The organism is Pantoea sp. 18069 (genome assembly GCF_902706035.1).
GTDB lineage: Bacteria > Pseudomonadota > Gammaproteobacteria > Burkholderiales > Burkholderiaceae_C > Comamonas.
The window spans coordinates 65,363-86,295 of sequence record NZ_CACSJA010000018.1 but is presented as its reverse complement, the minus strand read 5'-3'; the positions used below and the strand labels follow the sequence as shown (position 1 = coordinate 86,295).

Below are 20,933 nucleotides of genomic sequence, written 5' to 3'. Positions count from 1 at the left end.
AATCGCCGATTAATTCTCAAGAACACACAGGACACACCATGGAAGCAGAACGCATCAACCTCATCGGCAACACCCTCGAAGATCTGACGCAGCGTGCGGCGGATTTACGGAGGTATCTTTGACTACGATGCCAAATACGAACGCCTGAGAACCGTCAACGCCTCGCTCGAGGACCCCGCCGTCTGGAATGACCCGAAGAAGGCCCAGGAACTCGGCAAGGAAAAGAAGTCGCTCGACGGCGTCGTGCTGACGCTCGAGAAGCTCGCCAACGAACTCGCCGACAACACCGAGCTGTTCGAGATGAGCCGCGAGGAAGAAGACGAAGACGGCCTGCGCACCATCGAGGCCGAAACCGAAAAGCTGCGTCCGCTCGTCGAAGAGCTGGAATTCCGCCGCATGTTCCGCCACGAAGCCGACCCGCTGAACTGCTTCATCGACATCCAGGCCGGTGCCGGCGGCACGGAAGCCTGCGACTGGGCCAGCATGCTGCTGCGCCAGTACCTGCGCTACGCCGAACGCAAGGGCTTCAAGGCCGAAGTGCAGGAAGAAACGCCGGGCGACGTCGCCGGCATCAAGAGCGCGACCATCCGCATCGAAGGCGAGTACGCGTTCGGCCTGCTGCGCACCGAAACCGGCGTGCACCGCCTGGTGCGCAAGAGCCCGTTCGACTCGTCGGGCGGCCGCCACACCAGCTTCGCCTCGCTGTTCGTCTACCCCGAGATTGATGACTCGATCGAGATCACCATCAACCCCTCGGATGTGCGCACCGACACCTACCGTGCCTCGGGCGCGGGCGGCCAGCACATCAACAAGACCGACTCGGCCGTGCGTCTGACACACATCCCGACCGGCATCGTGGTGCAATGTCAGGACGGTCGCAGCCAGCACAGCAACCGCGATGTAGCCTGGCAGCGTCTGCGCTCGCGTCTTTATGACTACGAGATGCGCAAACGCCTGGAAGAACAGCAAAAGCTCGAAGACACCAAGACCGATGTGGGCTGGGGCCACCAGATCCGCTCGTACGTGCTGGACAACAGCCGGATCAAGGACCTGCGCACCAACGTCGAAATCTCCGCCACGCAAAAAGTGCTGGACGGCGACCTCGACGCGTTCATCGAAGCCTCGCTCAAGCAAGGCATATAAGGGAGGAACACCATGCTGCGTGAAGGACAAGCAAAACCCACACAACGTGCCGATTACCAGGCTCCGGCCTGGTGGATAGACACCGTGGACCTGACTTTCGATCTCGACCCGGCCAAGACCCGCGTGCTCAACCGCATGCGCGTGCGCCGCAACCCCGACGTGCCGGCCAGGGCCTTGCGCCTCGATGGCGACGAGCTCAACCTCGCGCGCGTGATGGTCAACGGCGAAGGCACGTCATTCAAGATGGACGGCAGCGCACTGGTGCTCGAGAACCTGCCCGAGGGCGATGCGCCCGTCGAGCTCGAGATCTTCACCACCTGCGCACCGGTGAAGAACACCAAGCTCATGGGTCTGTATGTGAGCGAAGGCACGTTCTTCACGCAGTGTGAAGCCGAAGGCTTCCGGCGCATCACCTACTTCCTCGACCGTCCCGACGTGATGGCGATGTACAGCGTCACGCTGCGCGCCGACAAGGCGCTGTTCCCGGTGCTGCTGTCCAACGGCAACCTGGTCGACAGCGGCGATCTGCAGGGCCCGGGCAACGAGGGCCGGCATTTCGCCAAGTGGGTCGACCCGCACCGCAAGCCCTGCTACCTGTTCGCGCTGGTCGCTGGCCAGCTCGTGGCGCGCGAGCAGCGCATCACCAGCCGCGCGGGCAAGGAACACCTGCTGCAGGTCTACGTGCGCCCCGGCGACCTCGAGAAGACCGAGCACGCGATGAACTCGCTGATGGCCAGCGTCGCCTGGGACGAAGCGCGCTTCGGCCTGTCGCTGGACCTGGACCGCTTCATGATCGTCGCCACCAGCGACTTCAACATGGGCGCGATGGAGAACAAGGGCCTGAACATCTTCAACACGAAATATGTGTTGGCGAACCAGGCCACGGCCACCGACGTCGACTACGCGAACATCGAAAGCGTGGTCGGCCATGAATACTTCCACAACTGGACCGGCAACCGCATCACCTGCCGCGACTGGTTCCAGCTGAGCCTCAAGGAAGGCCTGACGGTGTTCCGCGACCAGGAGTTCAGCATGGACCTGGCCGGCACGCCGTCGGCACGCGCCGTCAAGCGCATCGAGGACGTGCGCGTGCTGCGCACCGTGCAGTTCGCCGAGGACGCAGGCCCGATGGCCCACCCCGTGCGGCCCGACAGCTACCTCGAGATCAACAACTTCTACACCGTCACGATCTACGAAAAAGGCGCGGAAGTCGTGCGCATGATGCACACCCTGGTAGGCCGCGAAGGCTTCGCCAAGGGCATGGCGCTGTATTTCGAGCGCCATGACGGCCAGGCCGTGACCTGCGACGATTTCGCCCAGGCCATCGCCGACGCCAATCCAGGCAGCGAGCTGAGCGAGCGCCTGGAGCAATTCAAGCGCTGGTACAGCCAGGCCGGCACGCCCCAGGTCGCGGCCAGCGGTGTCTACGACGCCGACGCGAAGACCTATACGCTGACGCTGCGCCAAAGCTGCGCGCCCACGCCCGGCCAGCCTGAGAAGCTGCCGTTCGTGATCCCCGTCGAAGTCGGCCTGCTGACGGCCGACGGTGCGGCCCAGACCGTGCAACTGCTGGACGCCGCCGGCATGGCCGGCAGCCCGGCCGACACCCGCCTGCTGGTGCTGACCGAGGCCGAGCAAAACTTTGTCTTCAGCGGCGTCGCGCAGGCGCCCGTGCCTTCGCTGCTGCGCGGCTTCACCGCGCCGGTGGGCCTGCAATATGAATACAGCGACGACGCACTGCTGACCCTGCTCGCGCAGGACAGTGATGCGTTCAACCGCTGGGAAGCCGGCCAGCGCCTGGCCCTGCGCATTGCGCTGGGCGCGATCAACAACCCGGCGGTGCTCGTCCAGGCCAATGGCGAAATCGCGCAGAACCTGTTGCCCGAGCCTTTCACCGAAGCCATGCGCAGCGTGCTGCGCCATCCCACGCTCGATGCCGCCTACAAGGAACTGGTGCTGAGCCTGCCCTCGGAAAGCTACCTCTCGGAACAGCTCGACGAGGTCGACCCCCAGCGCGTGCACGCGGTGCGCGAAACGCTGCGCCAGCAGCTCGCCGCCGCCTTGCGCGACGACTGGGCCTGGGCCTGGGAAAACCACCAGGACACGGGCGCCTACAGGCCCGACCCGGTATCGTCTGGCCGGCGCGCGCTGACCGGCATGGCACTGCAGATGCTGTGCCTCGACGCGCGCCAGACCGGCGACGCCGTCTGGCCCGGCCGCGCCTACCAGAGCTTCAAGGACGCGGCCAACATGACCGACCGCATGGCCGCGCTCTCGGCGCTGGTGCACAGCGGCCACCCGCTGGCCAGCGACGCGCTGGCGCGCTTCCATGCGCTGTTCAAGACCGAGGCGCTGGTGCTCGACAAGTGGTTTGCGCTGCAGGCCGGCGCCACCGACCGCGGCGGCCAGGTGCTGGCGGCCGTCAAGCAATTGATGCTGCACCCTGACTTCCAGCTGCAAAACCCCAACCGGGCGCGCAGCGTGATCTTCAGCTTCTGCAGCGGCAACCCGGGCGGCTTCCACCGCCTGGACGCCGCCGGCTACCGGTTCTGGAGCGAGCGCGTGATCGAGCTCGACGCGATCAACCCGCAGGTCGCGGCACGCCTGGCGCGCGCCCTGGACCGCTGGAAGAAACTCGCCGAGCCCTACCGCAGCGCCGCGCGCGAAGCGATTGCCCGCGTGGCCGCGCGCCCCGACCTCAGCAACGATGTCCGCGAAGTCGTGACCCGCGCGCTGGCCGACTGAATGACTGCAGACGCATCCCGGGCGCAGGTCTCGATGCCGGCGCCCGGGCTTTTTCTGCGTCTGCCCTCTCCCTTTTTGTAATTACTGGATTTCCGCCATGAGCAAACGTCCCAGCCTGACCCGCTACCTCGTCGAACAGCAACGCGTCGACGGCCGCATCCCTCCGCAGCTGCGCCTGCTGCTCGAAGTCGTCGCACGCGCCTGCAAGCGCATCAGCTTTGCCGTCAACAAGGGCGAGCTCGGTGACGTCATGGGCTCGGCCGGCTCCGAGAACGTGCAGGGTGAAATGCAAAAGAAGCTCGACATCATCGCCAACGAAGTGCTGATCGAAGCCAATGAATGGGGCGGCCACCTCGCCGCCATGGCGTCCGAGGAAATGGAAGGCATCTACGTGGTGCCCAACCGCTATCCCCAGGGCGAATACCTGCTGATGTTCGATCCGCTCGACGGCTCGTCCAACATCGACGTCAACGTCTCGATCGGCACCATCTTCAGCGTGCTCAAGAAGCCCGAAGGCCACCCCGGCGTGCATGACGAAGACTTCATGCAGCCCGGCCTCGAGCAGGTCGCGGCCGGCTACTGCATCTACGGCCCGCAGACCACGTTGGTGCTCACGGTGGGCGACGGCGTGGCCATGTTCACGCTGGACCGCGAACAGGGCTCGTTCATCCTGGTGCGCGAAAACATCCGCATCCCCGAAGACACCAAGGAATTCGCGATCAACATGTCGAACATGCGCCACTGGGATGCCCCCGTGAAGCGCTACGTCGATGAATGCCTGGCCGGAGAAGACGGCCCGCGCGGCAAGAACTTCAACATGCGCTGGATCGCCTCCATGGTCGCCGACGTGCACCGCATCCTGATGCGCGGCGGCATCTTCATGTACCCCTGGGACCAGCGCGAGCCCAACAAACCCGGCAAGCTGCGCCTGCTGTACGAAGCCAACCCCATGAGCTGGCTGATCGAACAGGCCGGCGGCGCGGCCACGAACGGCAAGCAACGCATCCTGGAAATCAAGCCCACGCAACTGCACGAGCGCGTGAGCGTGATCCTGGGCTCAAAAAATGAGGTCGATCGCGTGACGAGCTATCATTCTGGTATATAATTTGAGTCTTCAGCCGGTGTAGCTCAGTCGGTAGAGCAGCTCATTCGTAATGAGAAGGTCGGGTGTTCGATTCATCTCTCCGGCACCAAGTCAGTAAAGGAAACCCTGCTATGTTTTGCATAGCGGGGTTTTTCTTTTTCTACTCCGTATAGCCGCTGTGTAGCCAGCGGTACAGGGTTTCGCTTTTTTCGGCAGGCGGCTGGCCTTGCTGCACGGCTCACGTAGCTTTCTTCCAGTCAGTCCACTTTCGCGCGTGATCTCACGATGCATCAACACCGAGGCAGCAAACCCATGTGCGACCGCATTGAGAGAACGCCTGAATGATGCACCGTGTTTCCTGGACCGTTAAACCACAGCAGCGCTGAACGACTCGGGCCGCCGCGCAAGCAGATGAGACAGCCGTTGAAGCCCCGCCTGCAAGCGTCCACGGTCCTTGATGCTGCCCAAGGAGATCCGAATGGCATTCACGGATGCGCTGCCAGTGGCGAATGCCTCCGCCGGCGTGACGGCTATGCCCTCGCTGTCGGCGGCACGCGCAAGCTGTGAGGGGCTCCAATACCCCGGCAACTCCAGCCATACATGCAGGCCGTCTCCAGCGCCGCTGTACCGCCCCGCCAGAATATCCCTGGCCATGCGGTGGCGCAGACGCGCCTCCTTGCGTACGCCTTCCATCAATTCGACAGCAGAACCGTCGAAGATCCACTGCGTGGCCAGTGCGGCCGTCAAAGGAGCGGCCATCAGCGCAAATGATCTGAGCGCGACCAGGAAACGTTCGCGTTCGTGCGGGTCACGTATGAGCACGAAGGCGACACGCAAGCCGGGCGTCAGGCATTTCGACAGGGTGGAGATGTAGTACACCTGTTCCGGAGCCAACGTGGCAATGGGTGGTGGCGGGGCTTCGGCGAGAAGCCAGTAGGGGTCGTCCTCGACGATGCGTACATTGCAGCGCTTGGCGATGCTGGCGAGCTCCTGGCGCCGGCGTTCCGCCATGGTGATGGCGGTCGGGTTCTGCAATGTCGGATTGAGGTAGACCAGCCCGGGCTTGTGCTGGCGGCACGCTTGGCTTAGCGCCTCAGGCACCATCCCGTGCCTGTCCGCTTCCACGGCAATGATGCGCCGGCCGAATTGGGTCGCTGCGACACGCAAGCCAGGATAACTGGTTGGCTCTGCCAGGATCACATCGCCAGGCTCCGTCAGCGCAAGAATCAATGCGGCGATCGCCGCTTGCGCACCCGGACAGACGACCACCTGCCCTGAATCCAGATATCCAAACATCGGCGCCAGCCATTTGGCTCCGGCCTTGCGGTCGGAGTCGCTTCCCCCACCCAGGTGGTACGTCATCAGCAATCCAGTATCTACCCTCATCAATACTTGAGACAGACCTTGTTTCAACATGTCGTCGAAGTCCACGCCCTCCGGCGGTGGCGGGGTATTCATGCTCAGATCGAGGATGGCGGTCCATTCGACTTTCGGCGCCGCGACATAAGTGCCTCGAGCGCCGCGTCCCTCCAGCAAGTGGCGGCGCCTGGCTTCGTCGTATGCGCGCGTGATCGTCGTCAGGTCGACGTCCAGCCGTGCTGCCAACTGGCGCTGCGGAGGCAGACGGTCACCCGGTTGCAGCGTTCCGTCTGCCACAGCCGCCTGCAACGCATCCGCAATCTGCAAAAAGCGGGGGCCGCCCTGCACGGCCAATCGCGGCAACCAGATTGGTGAATTGTCATCTTGCATGGTTTTCAACGCCGACGTCTTGTCTCGATGTATGGAAATTGCTTTTAAGTAGTATGTCCCAGTACATGCAGCAACACCATTCTTGTATGGCAGTCGCTGGCGTTTTCGCCTCTCCCATCGGGGAGGTGGTGCTCCTCACGGTAGACCGTGTCAAGTCATAGGCTGGAAATTCTCAAAATGATCGATTGGATCCCTGTAGTCTTCGTTATCTTCAAGCTTCTCACGCTGGGCACATGCATGTTCTTTGCCGTCAAGTGGCATTACGACCAGGGAAAGAAGGGGACGGACAGACGCGCGGTGCTGCTCGCAGGCGGCAAGGTGGCTGGCGTCTTCATGCTGACGCTCCTGGGCCTGGGGCTCTGCACCTTCGCCCTTGCCAGGATGCTCGGTTTGGACTTGAGCCTCCCATGATGGCAAAGAATGGTCGGCCGATATCCAGCAATGCAGCGAAACTTGCATTCGTCGGACGACCATAACCTGTCACTTCATCGAAGAAGGCAATCTGCCTGGCGTCGCTGTTGCAGGCTGCCTTTGGCTCAAGGCACTCGGGAAGCCACTTGCTTCAGATGACGCGGCTGAAGCCATGGGTTTCGGGCAGAAACCTTGACGTGGGTAGATGTCCGCTTCTGGCCGATTGCGCGGCCGCTCGGTATGCAAAGCCTTTTGTTCATGCCGAACTCGCTGCCTGCAAGAGCATGGTGCTGTGACCCTGCCGTAGGTCCAGAGCCGTGGCACCGCACAGGCGTGGATGAGCTCGGGAAACGCGAGCCCTTCGAAGCACCTGGCCACGGTCAATCGGCAGCCACCAGCGCCAGCAAATGACATGCCCACCCGATTCAACGCCCTCAGAGTCAAGGTCGTTGAATCGCTGGCGCGAAACTGAGCAAGGCTGCGCCGCACCTGCAACGCGCGGACGTGCTGGACGATGGCGCTCTTGCCGTCGAAGGAGTTGCCCACGCCCCGAGGCCTGCCCCGGCAGCTCGGCCGCGCCCACCTCATCGCGCACCGCGACGCCCGGCTTGGGCCCGCCACAAGTTGACAAACTTTTCAACTTGCAAATGCATACCATTCTCGTTTGCACCATTTCCTTGCAGGCAACGACCCCACTCGACGCAAGGCGAGTGTATCGAATCCAGCAGTCATGTGCAGCCCCTGACCCAACCTCCAGCCTCATTCGAAGCCGGGGTGAAGGATCTCGATAGACAACAAGATTTCAATGCACTCAACGCTATCTGAGAACTCTTCATGCCGTGCACAAGCCCCTTCAGGGAGACCCATTTGAATCATCTTTCACGTCGCGCATTGATGGCCACGTCGACCCTGGCACTGTTAGGCGCTTCGGCTGCTTATGCCCAAGGCCCCACCTCCAACCCAACGGAAACGTTGGTGCCCTCGTCTCCCAGGAAAATTGCGGCAATGGGATTGGCGGCATTGGAGATCCTGGATGCACTTGGCATCGAGGCCGCCATTGTGCCCGCCCCTCCTGCTGCTGACGCAAACATGCGCTGGCCGGACGCTCTGGCGAAAAAATACGCGTCAGACAGCTACGTCAAGCTCGTCAGCGCGGGAGGCCGTTCAGCACCGCAAAATGCCCCCAATCCACAAGTCGAGCAACTCAAATCGCTCAAGCCCGACGTCATCGTGCTGGACAGTCGCTCACGCGGCCTTCAAGACCAGCTCAAAAGCATCGCACCAGTCGTCGAGCTGGGCATCAGCAACACCAGCCTGGTCGATAGCGTGGTGCAGAACATCCTGACGGTGGGCGCTGCCTTCGGCAAGGAAAGGCAGGCCATCGAGAAAGCCAATGCCTTGCTGGATGACGTGCGCGCTGTGCGTGAAGCCGCCGCCAGGCAGGGCACGGGCCTGGTCCTCTTCGGCGTTGGCAACCGCGTGATGCCGCAACAGATCGGCGCACGCTTTGGCATGCTTTATGACGTGATTGGCATTCGACCGGTACTCCTGCCGGGCGAGGGAGAGGGCCTGAGCACCGGTCGCCCATCAGCCTCTATTCCCGAGGATGCCGATGCCGCCACAAAAGCCGCCGCAGAGGCTGCCCGCCAGACACAGCAAGCGGCCGAAGCCAGGTATTTCGCAGAAGTCATGGCACGCGATCCGAAATGGCTCTTCGTCGTCGACCGCAACGCGGCTTTCGGCCCCGCCAAGGCCGCCGAGGCAATGGCTGCCACCCCAGTCATCTCGAACAGCACCGCATGGAAGCAGAACAAGGTCATCTATCTGGATCAAGGTGGCGCCGCCTGGTACACCATGGCCGGAAGCCTGGGCCTTCTGGAAACCAGCCTTCGCCGAATCAAGGCGGAGTTCGAAAAGCACGAGGGCCGCTGAGTGTTGTGCGCCATGGCAGGTTCAGCCTCTGCGGAATCGGCGGTGAATGCCAGCTTGATGCAAAGGCTGCGCAAAGCAGGCTTGCGCGCCACCACGGCACGCATAGCCATGCTGCAGGCAATTGAAGCCGCCGCCGAGGGTCTTACTGCGGAAGACGTGTTCCGACAATTGCCCCAACGCGGCGCAAGCGCAAGCCTCAGCACTGTTTACCGTGTCATGCACCGGTTTGCGCAAGCCGGGCTGCTGCAGCGAGGGTGGGACGAACGTGGGACAGCTTTCTATCGCATCCACTCTGCCGAATGCATCGCCTCATTCCAGCTGGTCTGCGGCAATTGCCACCACAGCATCCATCTGACCGACTCAGACCTCCATGCGTGGCTGCTCGCTGCGGCGAGACGCGAAGGCTTGGCCTCGCCATCGCCGGCTCAGCCCGCAAGAGCCAGCACCGGCTCTTTGTCTGCACGCAGCAGCGAACAAGGACGACAGGAATTTTCAGCAAAACCATGCGCATGACCATTGACACCCATAAACCATTTCGCCACACGCGAAAAGCATTCTTCATCAGTTCACAAACGGGGAAAACCATGAGCCACTCTATGCAAACCAAGCGCATAGCCGCACTCTCGCTCACGCTGGCCTTGACGGCATGTGCCACCACCACCTTTGAATCACCGGATTCAAACTTCCAGGGCAAGGTCAGCGTCGTCGAGACGCCCTTGATCGTCGCAGGCACCGAGGTCAAGATTGCGGGCCGGGACTTCAAGCCAGGCCAGCAGGTGAGCTTGCTCTATGGCGACACGACCTTGAGTGGCTCCCCTGCCACCGTGGGCGCCGACGGGACATTCAAGACCCAGTTCAAGGTGCCGGCCTCCGCGCAAGCCGGCCGCCACTCGCTGGTGGTCAATGCGGTCAAACCGACTGCGGCCCTGGTGGTTGCGCTCAAGGTGTCGCCCAATCTCCCCTTGTCGGGCCTGGATCGCTTCGATCTGAAAGCCAGCAAGCTCACGAACGGCCTCTATCAAGCCGCCTACAGCATGAAGAATGACCGGGTCTTCGTGACCTCGGCCGTTGGACGTCCGCCAGTGACCCAAACCGAGTTGCTGAAGGTCCATCCCCAGACGCTGGCCATCGAAGCGCGCGTCACCCCCGCCGCCGCGCCCGCCCCCGCGCCGCGCGCGAACGCTACGGCAGCACCTGCCGCCGCCGCGCCCGCCAAACCCGCCTTGTACGCGGTCTACGGCATCGGGGTGGATGATGCCAATGGCACGGTGTGGGTCACCAACACCCGCCAGAACACGCTGGCCGTCTACAACCAGGCAGACCTGAAGCTGATCAAGCAGTTCGAACCGGACGCCGTGCCGCATCCGCGTGACGTCCAGATCGACACCAAGCATGGCAAGGCCTATGTCACGCCCCTGAACAAGGGCTCGATCTCGGTGTTCGACACCAAGACGCTGACTTTCCTGAAAGACCTGCAGATTCCGTCGTCTCTTGCCGCGGGCACGGGCCGAGGCAACAACGCAGAAGCCAAGCCGTTCTCGGCCATGAGCCTCGAGCTGGATGCCGCCAACGACCGCCTCTACACGGTCAGCATGAGCACCAATGAAGCGGCTGTCATCAATACCGCCAACGACACCGTTGAAAAGGTCTTTGCACTCGATGGCGCGCTGTCGGCCATTGGCGTGGCGTATGACCGCACGGCCAACCGGCTGCTGGTCGCCTCGCAGGGTTCCGACAACCTGCTGATCGTCGATGTCGCCACAGGAAAGACGCTGCACGAGGTCAAGGTCGGCGCCGGCGCACTCAATGTGGCCTTCGATCAGGTGACGCGCCTGGCCTATGTCAGCAATCGCGGCGCCGACACCGTCACGGTGGTGGATGCCGACGGAAAGATCGTTGCCAACCTGCCCGGTGGCAGCTACCCGAATCACGTCGTGGTTGACGGCAAGGGCGGCGCGTTCGCGATCAACAAGGCACGCGGAACCGATGATCCCAAGGGCGACCAGATCACCTACATCAAGCCGCGCTGATCGCTGAGGCAACCACCGCGCTGGCGCGCCGCGAAAACCCCGGGGTTCTCGCAAGGGCGCGTCAGTGCATTTCACGTTTTGGCTTTTTCCCATGTTCACTCTCACACGTATCTCGTCAGCCCTCGGCCTGGCCGTGCTCGCCACGGTCTTCACCCCCGGGGCTTCGGCCCAGCCGCAGCCCCGGGGCTGGCAGCAGGTGGCCGGCCCGCAGACCATCAAGGCGATCAAGGCCATGCCACGCCTGCCTGCGTCCGCCACATCCGATGACGGCGCAGTCGTGCGCGTGGCCGATGTCGCGCGCGTCATCGCCGGGGGGGATGACGTGATTGACATCATGGAAACGCTGGGTCTGGGCGATCGCGTCTTCGCCGCACCCGAGAGCGCCATCACCGAAGCGGGCCGCAAGGCGCCGCACCACTTTCTGTTCAACCGCACCACAGGTGCCGAGGGCGTGCTGAGCCTGGACGGCACGCTGTTCCTGGGCAACAGCCTGCGCCGCCACGGCAAGCTGTCCGAAACCCTGCGCGCCACCGCGCTGCCCGCCGTCGTCGTTGACGACCTGCAGCCCGCACCGCAAAAAATCCGCAAGGTGGCGGCCGTGTTCGGCCTGACCACCGAAGGCGAGACGCTGGCCAAAGCCGTGCAGCAGCAACTGGACGAGGCTGCCGCCATCGGCAAGCCACTCACCCGCCGCCCCCGCGTGATCCACGTCTCCGCCACCGGCGGCGGCGGCAAGCCCACCGTGGGCGGCAAGGACACGGCTGCCGCCCAGCTCATCCGGCTGGCCGGCGGCATCAACATCGGCGACGCCGCCAACACCGGCGACTACACCGCCCTGAGCCATGAAGGCGTGGTGGCCGCCATGCCCGATGTGGTGCTGATCACCCGCAGCGACCTGGAACTCTTCGGCGGTGAAGCCGGCCTGTGGCGCAACTACCCGACGCTCAGGCAGACGCCCGCCGGACAAGCCAACCGCGTCTGGGTGATGCCCGACGTGCAGCTCAAGGTCGTGGGCAGCCAGTCGGGCGCCGGCGCGATCGCGCTGGCACGGGCGTTCAAGGCATTTGCCACCGGCGCCAAGTGAGCACCGCCGTCCACCCTCCCCTGCACGCCGGGGTGCGTCGCCCCAGCGGCCCCTGGCTGCTGCTGGTGCTGGCGACATGTCTGCTGGCCGCCATCATCTTCTCCTTCGGCATCGGGCCGCTCAAGGTCGCGCCGGGCGATGTGCTGCGCATCGTGTTCGCACGCTTCGGCCTGGCCGACGCCGAAGGGCTGAGCGCACGCGACATCGCCGTGGTCTGGAACCTGCGCATCCCGCGCGCGCTCATGGGTGCGCTGGTGGGCGCCGCGCTGGCGCTGGCCGGTGCCGGCTTGCAAGGCCTGTTCGGCAACCCGCTGGCCGACCCCGGCGTCGTCGGCGTGAGCCAGGGCGCCGCCCTGGGCGCAGTCGCTGCCATCGTGCTCGGCGCCACCGCACTGGGCGACTGGACAGTGCCCGTCGCGGCCTTTCTCGGCGGCATCGTGTCCACCACGCTCATCTATCTGCTGGCCCGGCCCGGGCACGGCAACGGCACGGTGACGCTGCTGCTGGTGGGCATCGCCATCGGCGCGGCCTGCTCGGCCGCCATCGGCTTCTTCACCTACCGCGCCAGCAGCGCACAGCTGCAGTCGCTGGTGTTCTGGCAGATGGGTTCGCTGGGTTCGGCCAACTGGTCCGACCTCGGCGCCGCGCTGCCGGTATTCCTGATCGGCCTGGCCGGCATGCTGACGCTGGCGACGCCGCTCGACATGCTCGCGCTGGGCGAGCGACAGGCGCAGCACATCGGCCTGGACGTGAAGCGCACGCGCGCGCTGCTGGTGATGTTCTCTGCGCTGCTGGTCGGTGCGGCCGTGGCCTTCGCCGGCACCATAGGTTTCGTCGGCCTCGTCGTTCCGCACATCGTGCGGCTGCTCGCCGGGCCGGGCCACCGCTGGCTGCTGCCGCTCTCGGCCCTGACGGGCGCCACGCTGATCGTGATTGCAGACACCGCTGCGCGCACGCTCGACCCGCCCTCGGAAATTCCGCTCGGCCTGTTCTCCGCCGCCATCGGCGCGCCCTTCTTCCTGTGGCTGGTGCTGAGGCAACGCCCGGGAGGTGCACGATGAACGCCGCACCCCTGCTGGCCCTGCGCCAGGCGTGCTTCGCGGTCAACGGCCAGATGCTGGTGGACAGCGTGTCGCTCGACTTCCAGCCCGGCACGCTGACCGCGCTGGTCGGCCCCAACGGCGCGGGCAAATCGACCCTGCTCTCGCTGATCGCAGCCGACAACGCGCCCACCAGCGGCAGCGTCACGCTGCAGGGCCGCCCCATCGGTGGCTGGCGCGTGCGCGATCTGGCCCGCGTGCGCGCCGTGCTGCCGCAAGACCACGCGGTGCGCTTCGCCTTCAGCGTGCGCGAGGTGGTGGTCATGGGCCGGCTGCCGCACCCGCCCGACCCGGCGCGCGACGAAGCCATCGTCAACGCCGCCCTGGCCGACGCCGACGTGTCCCGGCTGGCGCACCGTGAAGTGCCATCGCTCTCCGGCGGAGAAGCCGCGCGCACCGGCTTCGCACGCGTGCTCGCGCAGCAGACGCCGCTGGTGCTGCTCGACGAGCCCACGGCAGCGCTGGACCTCAAGCACCAGGAGGCGCTGATGCGCAGCGTGCAGGCCCTCACCCGCTCGGGCACCTGCGTCATCGCCGTGCTGCACGACCTGAACCTCGCCGCCGCCTACGCCGACCGCATCGTCATGCTCGGCGGCGGCCGCGTGGCGGGCGACGGCACGCCACGCGAAGTGCTCACGCGCGAGCGCATCGAACAAATCTATGGCCAGACCGTCACCGTCATCGAACACCCGACCCGTCCCATCCCTTTGATTGTCACCACCGACCCATGATGCCGACCTACACCCCCGACCACCTGCTGCCCGGCCGTCGCCGGTTGCTCGCGCTCGCCGCAGGCGCCGCACTCGCCGGCTGCACCAGTACATCGAAGCCCATGACATCCGACCTCTCCGCCCTGCCGTTGCCACCGATCAACCAGGACCTGTCGGCTTACGCCTTGACGCGTCCGGTCGGCCCGACCGTTGCGGACCGTGATTCGATGCACTACCGTTTCGAGCGTTTCAACCTGCAGTCGAAGGACGGAAAACGCCACTACCGCGTGCAGCTCGCCATTCCCAGGGCCGCGCCGCCGCGCACCGGCTATCCCTTGCTGGTGATGCTCGATGGCAATGCCGCGTTCGGCTCGCTCACCGACGAGCAGCTCACGCTGCTGGCCACCAGCGACCGGCCGCTGGCGATTGCCGCGCTGGGCTATGAAACCGACCTGGGTGTCGATGTCGATGCCCGCTCCTTCGACTACACGCCTGCCGTGCCCGGCGAGAGCCCGACCTGGGACGACCAGGCCCGCAACCGCCTCGGCGGCGGCGCCGATATCTTTCTGGACTTGATGGCGCAGAAGATCCTGCCCGAGATCCACCGCCGCGTGCCTAGCGACCCGGCGCGCACCACGCTCTGGGGTCACTCCTATGGCGGCCTGCTGGCGCTGTACACGCTGTTCACGCGCCCGCAGATGTTCCCGCGCTACGCCGCCGCCGACCCCTCGCTGTGGTGGCACGACGGTTTCATCCTCGACGTAGAAGCCGCGGCCCGGCCGCTGCCTGGCCGCACCGCGCTGCTGATGCTGGCCGGCAGCGCCGGCCTGGAAGTGCAGAGCGAAACGCGCGCCCTGCGCCCGGGCCTGGACCCGGCCGTGGTGCTGGCCGCGCGCGAACGCCGCCGCGCCGTGCCACCCGATGCCACACCCCGCATGGCCGAGCGCCAGGGCGAGCGCCGCGGCATGACCATGACCTGGAAGCCCTTTCCCGGCATAGGCCACGGCCCGATGCGCCCGACCTCGATTCCGCCAACGCTGGAATTCGCAGCCCGATGACCGGACCCACCACCACAGCCCCTCGGCCATTTCGCATGGCGCCGCTGGCTATCGCCGCGCTCACCGGCACGATGGCAATGATGGCCTACGTCGCTGTCATCGGTCCCGTCGTGCGCCGGCTCGGCCTGCCCGAGTGGGTCGCGGGGCTGTCCATCACGGTCGGCGGCGTATTCTGGATGCTGCTGGCGCGCTGGTGGGGTGGCGTGAGCGACCGCCATGGCCGCAAGCCGGTGCTGCTTGCCGGCCTGGCGGCCTTCGCGCTGGTGTACGGCGCCCTGGCCATAGGCGTGGACCTGGCCCTGCGCGGCCACCTCGCGCCGCTGGCGGTCATCGCGCTGCTGATCGTGACGCGCGCGCTGATCGGCGCCTTCTACGCCGCCGTACCGCCCACCGCGGCAGCCACCATCGTGGACCACACACCGCCCCAGCTGCGCGCCTCCCGCATGGCCCAGCTCGGCACGGCCAACGCGCTGGGCATGGTGGCCGGCCCGGCTGCCGCCGGCTGGCTTGCCACGCGCGATCTGGGCATCGCGCTCTACGCGGCAGCCACGCTGCCGGTGCTGGCGCTGCTGGTGATCGGCTTGGCGCTGCCGCACCGCGCGCCCAGCCATGCCGTAGCCGACGCCGGCAAAAGACCGGGCGCCGCGCTGCGCCTGCGGGACCCGCGCCTGCGCCAGGCATGCGCCACCGCATTCCTGGCCATGACCTCGGTCGCCATCGCCCAGGTGCTGGTCGGCTTTTTCGCCATCGACCGCCTCGGACTCAGCGAGCAGGCAGGCGCGCGCGTCGCAGGCCTGTCGCTCGCCGCCGTCGGCGTGTCGCTGATCGTGTCGCAACAGTTCGTGATGCGCTGCAAGAGCGTGCCGCCCACGCGCTGGATCTGGACCGGCGCGCTGATCGGCGGCCTGGGCTTCTCCAGCGTGCTGTTCGCCCACAGCCAGGCCGCGCTCCTGTCCAGCTACGGCTTTGCAGCCTTCGGCATGGGCCTGATCTTCCCCACCTTCCAGGCCATGGCCGCCAATGCCGTGCAGCCGCATGAGCAAGGCGCAGCCGCTGGCGTGCTCTCTGCCGCCCAAGGCCTGGGCATGGTGCTGGGCCCGCTGGCCGGCACGCTGCTGTACCGCCTGGCGCCCGCACTTCCTTACCTGGTGGTGGGCGGCGCCCTGATCGCACTGAGCGTCTACACAGCTTCGCGGACACAGCCGCGCAGCGCCTTGAAGCACTGACATGTTGTCCACTTTCCACACACCATCCACCCATGCCGGCGAAGCCCCGGCTTGCGGCGCGCTGCTCGCGCTCTACCAACCCGGCGACCAGTTTTTCGCATCCCCTTCGCGCACCTTGCTCGGCCAGGGAGTGGCCTGCGCGACAGCACCCAACGCGCCACGGCCCAGCACCCGCGCTGCGGCTGCCCGCGCGCTCAACCAGCAAGTACAGGCGCTGCTGCGCGAGGCCAACGAGATGCACGGCATTGCCCGCCCCGTGGTCATGGGCGCCGTGCCATTTGACGTGCGCCGCCCCGCGCGCCTGAGCGTGCCGCGCCAGTTGCACATCGGCCAGGCGCCCCGGGCCGGCGATGCACTCGCCGCCCCTTTGCACGTGCGCGCCGAACGCGCCACGCCCAGCCCGGACCCGGCGGTGTACGAATCAGCGGTGGCCGACGCACTCGCGCGCTTGCAGCACGGCGAACTCGACAAGGTGGTGCTGGCCCGTTCGCTGGACCTGCTGCTCGACCGCGCACCGGACCGCCGTGCCCTGCTCGGCCGGCTCGCGCAGAAGAACCTGAACGGCTACACCTTCGCCATCGCGCTGCCGGAAGACGGCGACCGCGGCAACGAGCCCGCCGCTTTCATCGGTGCCACTCCCGAGCTGCTGGTGCAGCGCACCGGCACGCGCGTGGTGGTCAACCCGCTGGCGGGCTCCGCCGCGCGCCGTGCGCTGCCGACCGACGACCAGTTCGCGGGCCAGCAACTGCTCGCCTCCTCCAAGGACAGACGCGAACACGCCGTGGTGATCGATGCCGTCGTGCAGGCCCTGCGCCCGCTGTGCCGCACGCTGGAGGTGCCCGAAGGTCCGTCGCTGCTGGCCACCGACGCGCTGTGGCATCTGTCCACCACGCTGACGGGCGAGCTCGCCGACCCCGGCACCACCTCGCTTGATCTGGCACTCGCGCTGCACCCGACACCCGCCGTGTGCGGCCATCCGCTGGAGCGGGCGTTCAGCGTCATCGAAGCGCTGGAGCCCGTCGACCGAGGCCTGTTCGCCGGCTTCGTCGGCTGGTGCGACGCACAGGGCAATGGCGAGTGGGCCGTGAGCCTGCGCTGCGCCGAACTGCGCGGCCGCTCGCTGCGGCTGCATGCGGGTGCCGGCATCGTGCCCGGCTCCGACCCGCGCAGCGAAAGCCGGGAAACCGGCACCAAATTCCGCACCATGCTCAGCGCGCTGGGCATGGCGTCTTCGGTGGATTGAACCAGCACACTTTTTTCATCCTGTCATGAGCATTCCTGCCATCTCGCCTTATCCCATGCCGGTCGATCCGGTCAACAACCGCGTCACCTGGCTGCCGGACCCGCGCCGCGCCGCCCTGCTGGTGCACGACATGCAGGCCTACTTCCTCAACAAGTTCGACCGTGCGCAGTCCCCTGTGCCTGCGCTCGTGGCCAACGCCAGCGCGCTGCGCGAACTGTGCGCCGCCGCTGGCGTGCCGGTGTTCTACACGGCGCAGCCGCAGGAGCAAGCGGCAGACGACCGCGCGCTGCTCAACGATTTCTGGGGCCCCGGTCTCACCGACCCCCGCTTCCACGCCGAGCAGCCCATCATCGACGAGCTCGCGCCGCGCGCGGGCGACGTGGTGCTGACCAAGTGGCGCTACAGCGCCTTCCAGCGCAGCGACCTCGCCGAGCAACTGCGCGCACTCGGCCGCGACCAGCTCATCGTCTGCGGCATCTACGCGCACATCGGCTGCATGGCCACCGCGCTCGAAGCCTTCATGCGCGACATCCAGCCCTTCCTGGTCATCGATGCCGTGGCCGATTTCTCGCTCGCCGAACACCGCATGGCGGTCGATTACGTATCGCGCCGCTGCGGCGCGAGCCTCACCCTGGCCCAGGTCCGGGCCGCGCTGCAGCAGGCCACGCCATGAACACCATGCCTTCCGTCTCCGAATTCGGGCAACGCCACATCCTCATTACCGGCGCCGCCGGTGGCATTGGCATGGCGCTGGCGTTGCAGTTGCTGAGCGACGGCGCGCGCGTGAGCGCACTCGACCAGGATGCCCAAGGCCTAGAGGCCTTGCGCACCTCAAGCGGCGATGCCGCGCAACGGCTGCTGATCCGGACCGTGGACGTGAGCGACTCGGACGCGGTGAACGCCGCCGTCGATGCTGCCGAGCACGCCTTCGGCCCGGTCGACCACCTCGCCTGCGTGGCCGGCGTGCTGCAGATGGGCCGCGTGGCGGAACTGGACGACACCCAGTGGTCGCGCACCATGGCCATCAACATGGGCGGCGTGTTCAATACCTGCCGCGCCGTCACGCGCGGCATGATCGAGCGCCAGCGCGGCTCCATCGTCAACGTCAGCTCCAACGCCGCCACTGCGCCGCGCGCGGCGATGAGCGCGTACGCCGCCTCCAAGGCCGCCGTCACCCAGTTCAGCCGCTGCCTCGCGCTGGAGCTGGCCGAGCACGGCGTGCGCTGCAACACCGTCTCGCCGGGTTCGACCGATACCGAGATGCAACGCGCGATGTGGCGCCTGGGTTCCTCGCGCGAAACCGTGATCAAGGGGGATGCCAAGGCCTTTCGCCTGGGCATCCCGCTGCGCAAGATCGCCACGCCCGAGGACATCGTCGAGGCCATCCTGTTCCTGCTGTCGGACCGCGCGGGCCACATCACGCTGCACGACATGCGCGTGGACGGCGGCGCCACGCTCGACCAATGACCCCCCTCCCCCACGCAACAGCTCCATGACAAGCGCACCACTGCTTCCCCTTCAACAGACCTGGCCCGACGATCTCGTGGCGCGCTACCGTGCCGCCGGCCACTGGCGCGGCGAAACCTTCCCGGCCTTCCTGCGCGAGCGCGCCGCGCGCTTCGGTCAGCGCACCGCCATCGTCGATGTGGAGCAGCGCTGGACCTATGCGCAGCTGCTCGAACGCGCCGAGACCATCGCCGCCGGCCTGCTCGCGCTCGGCCTGCAGCGCGGTGACCGCGTGGTGCTGCAGATCGGCAACGTGCCCGAGTTCTACGGTGTCGCCTTCGGCCTGTTCCTCGCCGGGCTGGTGCCGGTGTACGCGCTGCCAGCGCACCGCATCACCGAGATCAGCCACTTCGTGCGCAAGTCCCAGGCCGTGGCCTACGTGGCGCTGCAGCAGTACGACAACTTCGACTACCGCACCCTGGCACGCGAACTGCAGGCACAGGAGCGCGCGCTGAAGCACGTGGTCATCCTCGGCGAGGACGCAGCCGAGTTCACGCCGCTGCACAGCTTTGAGCCCAACGCTGCGCTGCTGCCCACACAGGACCCCGACCCGCAATCAGTGGCCTTCCTGCAAATTTCCGGTGGCAGCACCGGCCTGTCCAAGCTGATCCCGCGCACGCACGACGACTACCTCTACAGCGTTCGCGCAAGCACCGAGATCTGCGGCATCGGCGACGACAGCCGCTACCTGGTCGCGCTGCCCGCCGCGCACAACTTTCCCATGAGTTCGCCGGGCGCGCTGGGCGCGCTGTACGCGGGCGGCACGGTCGTGCTATCGCGCTCGCCCCTGCCCGAGAAAGCCTTCGAACTGATTGAGCGCGAGCGCGTCACCGACCTCGGCCTGGTACCGCCGCTGGCCCTGCTATGGGCCCAGGCCGCGTCGCAGACCCGGCGCGATCTCTCCAGCCTGCGCGTGCTGCAGGTCGGCGGCGCCAAGCTCACGTCCGAGGCCGCACGCCGCGTCATCGCCGTCTTCCAGTGCCAGCTGCAACAGGTGTTCGGCATGGCCGAAGGCCTGGTGAACTACACCCGCCTCGACGACGACGAGGACACCATCCTCCACACGCAAGGCCGCCCCATCAGCCCTGACGACGAGGTGCTGGTGGTGGACGACCAGGGCGACCCGGTGCCCGAGGGCCAGAGCGGCTACCTGCTCACGCGCGGCCCGTACACCATCCGTGGCTACCACAACGACGATGCGGCCAACGCCCGCTCCTTCACCGCCGACGGCTTCTACCGCACCGGTGACGTGGTGCAACGCACGGCGAAAGGCTACCTCACGGTGCAGGGCCGCGCCAACGACCACATCAACCGCGCGGGCGAAAAGATCTCCGCCGAGGAGGTGGAAGACCAGTTGCTCGCCCACCCGCAGGTATTCGATGCGGCCGTGGTCTCCATCCCCGACGACGCCCTGGGCGAGCGCATCTGCGCCTTCATCATCCCGCGCGGCGAAAAGCCTCGCGGGCCCGCACTCAAGGCCTGGATGCGCACGCGCGGCCTGGCCGCGTTCAAGATCCCCGACCAGGTCGTGTTCGTCGACGCCTTCGAAACCACCGCCGTCGGCAAAACCAGCCGCAAGGAACTGCGCGCGCGCCTGCGCAGCGTTTTCCTGCGCGAGCAAGCCGCCGCCACCTCACCCAGCACGCCCACGCCATGACCACCACCCCATCCAAGCCTCCTTTCACCCTCGAACGCATGCGCGCCGACATCGCTCGCGTCGTCAGCCTGTCTCCCGACGAAATCGAGCTGGACGACAACCTGATGGACTGCGGCCTGGACTCCATGCGCCTGCTCATGCTGGTCATGGACTGGAACCAGGCCGGCCTGGCACTGGACATGTCCGAGCTGGGCGAGCACACCACCCTCAACGACTGGTGGTCCCTCGTCCAGAAACAGCAAGGCCAGGCCTGAG

General features: G+C 66.3%; 18 protein-coding genes and 1 tRNA gene. 18 read left to right on the top strand and 1 reads right to left on the bottom strand.

Translation table 11 applies throughout. The features are described from left to right. Window positions 1-38: 38 nt before the first annotated feature. The 4 genes from prfB (at window position 39) to GVL12_RS15245 (ending at window position 5,081) form a co-directional block, all read left to right on the top strand. Window positions 39-1,143 (top strand): peptide chain release factor 2 gene (gene prfB, locus GVL12_RS15260; RefSeq protein ID WP_159915499.1). Its coding sequence is split into 2 segments (ribosomal slippage): window positions 39-119 and window positions 121-1,143, totalling 1,104 coding nucleotides; the frame shifts between segments, so codons are not numbered across the junction. Window positions 1,144-1,155: 12 nt separating this feature from the next. Further along, entirely contained in the window at window positions 1,156-3,888 is a 2,733-nt protein-coding gene (gene pepN / locus GVL12_RS15255; protein ID WP_159915497.1) for an aminopeptidase N, read from the top strand. 97 nt (window positions 3,889-3,985) lie between these two features. Then, window positions 3,986-4,993: a class 1 fructose-bisphosphatase gene (locus GVL12_RS15250; RefSeq protein ID WP_159915495.1), complete on the top strand. Its 1,008-nt coding sequence runs from the start codon at window positions 3,986-3,988 to the stop codon at window positions 4,991-4,993. 12 nt (window positions 4,994-5,005) lie between these two features. Further along, window positions 5,006-5,081: transfer RNA gene (locus GVL12_RS15245), tRNA-Thr, on the top strand. A gap of 257 nt (window positions 5,082-5,338) precedes the next feature. Here the strand turns inward: GVL12_RS15245 and GVL12_RS15240 are convergent. Further along, complete coding sequence (locus GVL12_RS15240; protein WP_159915493.1) at window positions 5,339-6,721, bottom strand: PLP-dependent aminotransferase family protein; 1,383 nt, start codon at window positions 6,719-6,721, stop codon at window positions 5,339-5,341. A 177-nt stretch (window positions 6,722-6,898) separates the two neighbouring features. Between GVL12_RS15240 and GVL12_RS15235 the strand changes: the two genes are divergently transcribed. The 14 genes from GVL12_RS15235 to GVL12_RS15170 all read left to right on the top strand — a co-directional run bounded on the left by GVL12_RS15235 (window position 6,899) and on the right by GVL12_RS15170 (window position 20,932). Further along, window positions 6,899-7,132 carry a hypothetical protein gene (locus tag GVL12_RS15235; RefSeq protein WP_159915491.1) on the top strand — a complete coding sequence of 78 codons (234 nt, stop codon included), beginning with the start codon at window positions 6,899-6,901 and terminating at the stop codon, window positions 7,130-7,132. An 867-nt stretch (window positions 7,133-7,999) separates the two neighbouring features. Continuing rightward, window positions 8,000-9,064 carry an ABC transporter substrate-binding protein gene (locus tag GVL12_RS15230; RefSeq protein WP_159915489.1) on the top strand — a complete coding sequence of 355 codons (1,065 nt, stop codon included), beginning with the start codon at window positions 8,000-8,002 and terminating at the stop codon, window positions 9,062-9,064. Window positions 9,065-9,076: 12 nt separating this feature from the next. Further along, window positions 9,077-9,577, top strand: a complete 501-nt coding sequence (locus GVL12_RS15225) for a Fur family transcriptional regulator (RefSeq protein ID WP_159915487.1) — start codon at window positions 9,077-9,079, stop codon at window positions 9,575-9,577. Next, on the top strand, window positions 9,574-11,094 hold the full coding sequence (locus GVL12_RS15220; protein ID WP_200843788.1) for a hypothetical protein: 1,521 nt from the start codon (window positions 9,574-9,576) through the stop codon (window positions 11,092-11,094). The genes GVL12_RS15225 and GVL12_RS15220 overlap by 4 nt, the downstream gene beginning before the upstream one ends. Window positions 11,095-11,185: 91 nt before the next feature. Next, complete coding sequence (locus GVL12_RS15215; protein WP_159915485.1) at window positions 11,186-12,178, top strand: ABC transporter substrate-binding protein; 993 nt, start codon at window positions 11,186-11,188, stop codon at window positions 12,176-12,178. Further along, window positions 12,175-13,239 carry an iron ABC transporter permease gene (locus tag GVL12_RS15210; RefSeq protein WP_200843787.1) on the top strand — a complete coding sequence of 355 codons (1,065 nt, stop codon included), beginning with the start codon at window positions 12,175-12,177 and terminating at the stop codon, window positions 13,237-13,239. Before GVL12_RS15215 ends, GVL12_RS15210 begins: the two co-directional genes overlap by 4 nt. Beyond that, the gene (locus GVL12_RS15205) at window positions 13,236-14,009 is read left to right on the top strand and encodes a heme ABC transporter ATP-binding protein (protein ID WP_159915483.1); all 774 of its coding nucleotides are present in this window, start codon (window positions 13,236-13,238) and stop codon (window positions 14,007-14,009) included. Before GVL12_RS15210 ends, GVL12_RS15205 begins: the two co-directional genes overlap by 4 nt. Continuing rightward, the gene (locus GVL12_RS15200; RefSeq protein ID WP_235033876.1) at window positions 14,009-15,046 is read left to right on the top strand and encodes an alpha/beta hydrolase; all 1,038 of its coding nucleotides are present in this window, start codon (window positions 14,009-14,011) and stop codon (window positions 15,044-15,046) included. Before GVL12_RS15205 ends, GVL12_RS15200 begins: the two co-directional genes overlap by 1 nt. After that, entirely contained in the window at window positions 15,043-16,272 is a 1,230-nt protein-coding gene (locus tag GVL12_RS15195) for an MFS transporter (protein WP_200843786.1), read from the top strand. Before GVL12_RS15200 ends, GVL12_RS15195 begins: the two co-directional genes overlap by 4 nt. Before the next feature lies 1 nt (window position 16,273). Next, on the top strand, window positions 16,274-17,515 hold the full coding sequence (locus GVL12_RS15190; RefSeq protein ID WP_200843785.1) for an isochorismate synthase: 1,242 nt from the start codon (window positions 16,274-16,276) through the stop codon (window positions 17,513-17,515). 25 nt (window positions 17,516-17,540) lie between these two features. Continuing rightward, window positions 17,541-18,188, top strand: a complete 648-nt coding sequence (locus GVL12_RS15185; RefSeq protein ID WP_159915479.1) for an isochorismatase family protein — start codon at window positions 17,541-17,543, stop codon at window positions 18,186-18,188. A 5-nt stretch (window positions 18,189-18,193) separates the two neighbouring features. Further along, entirely contained in the window at window positions 18,194-18,982 is a 789-nt protein-coding gene (locus tag GVL12_RS15180; RefSeq protein WP_200843784.1) for a 2,3-dihydro-2,3-dihydroxybenzoate dehydrogenase, read from the top strand. 25 nt (window positions 18,983-19,007) lie between these two features. Next, window positions 19,008-20,678 carry an AMP-binding protein gene (locus GVL12_RS15175; RefSeq protein ID WP_159915475.1) on the top strand — a complete coding sequence of 557 codons (1,671 nt, stop codon included), beginning with the start codon at window positions 19,008-19,010 and terminating at the stop codon, window positions 20,676-20,678. Beyond that, complete coding sequence (locus tag GVL12_RS15170; RefSeq protein ID WP_159915473.1) at window positions 20,675-20,932, top strand: phosphopantetheine-binding protein; 258 nt, start codon at window positions 20,675-20,677, stop codon at window positions 20,930-20,932. Before GVL12_RS15175 ends, GVL12_RS15170 begins: the two co-directional genes overlap by 4 nt. The last annotated feature ends 1 nt before the right edge of the window (window position 20,933 follow it).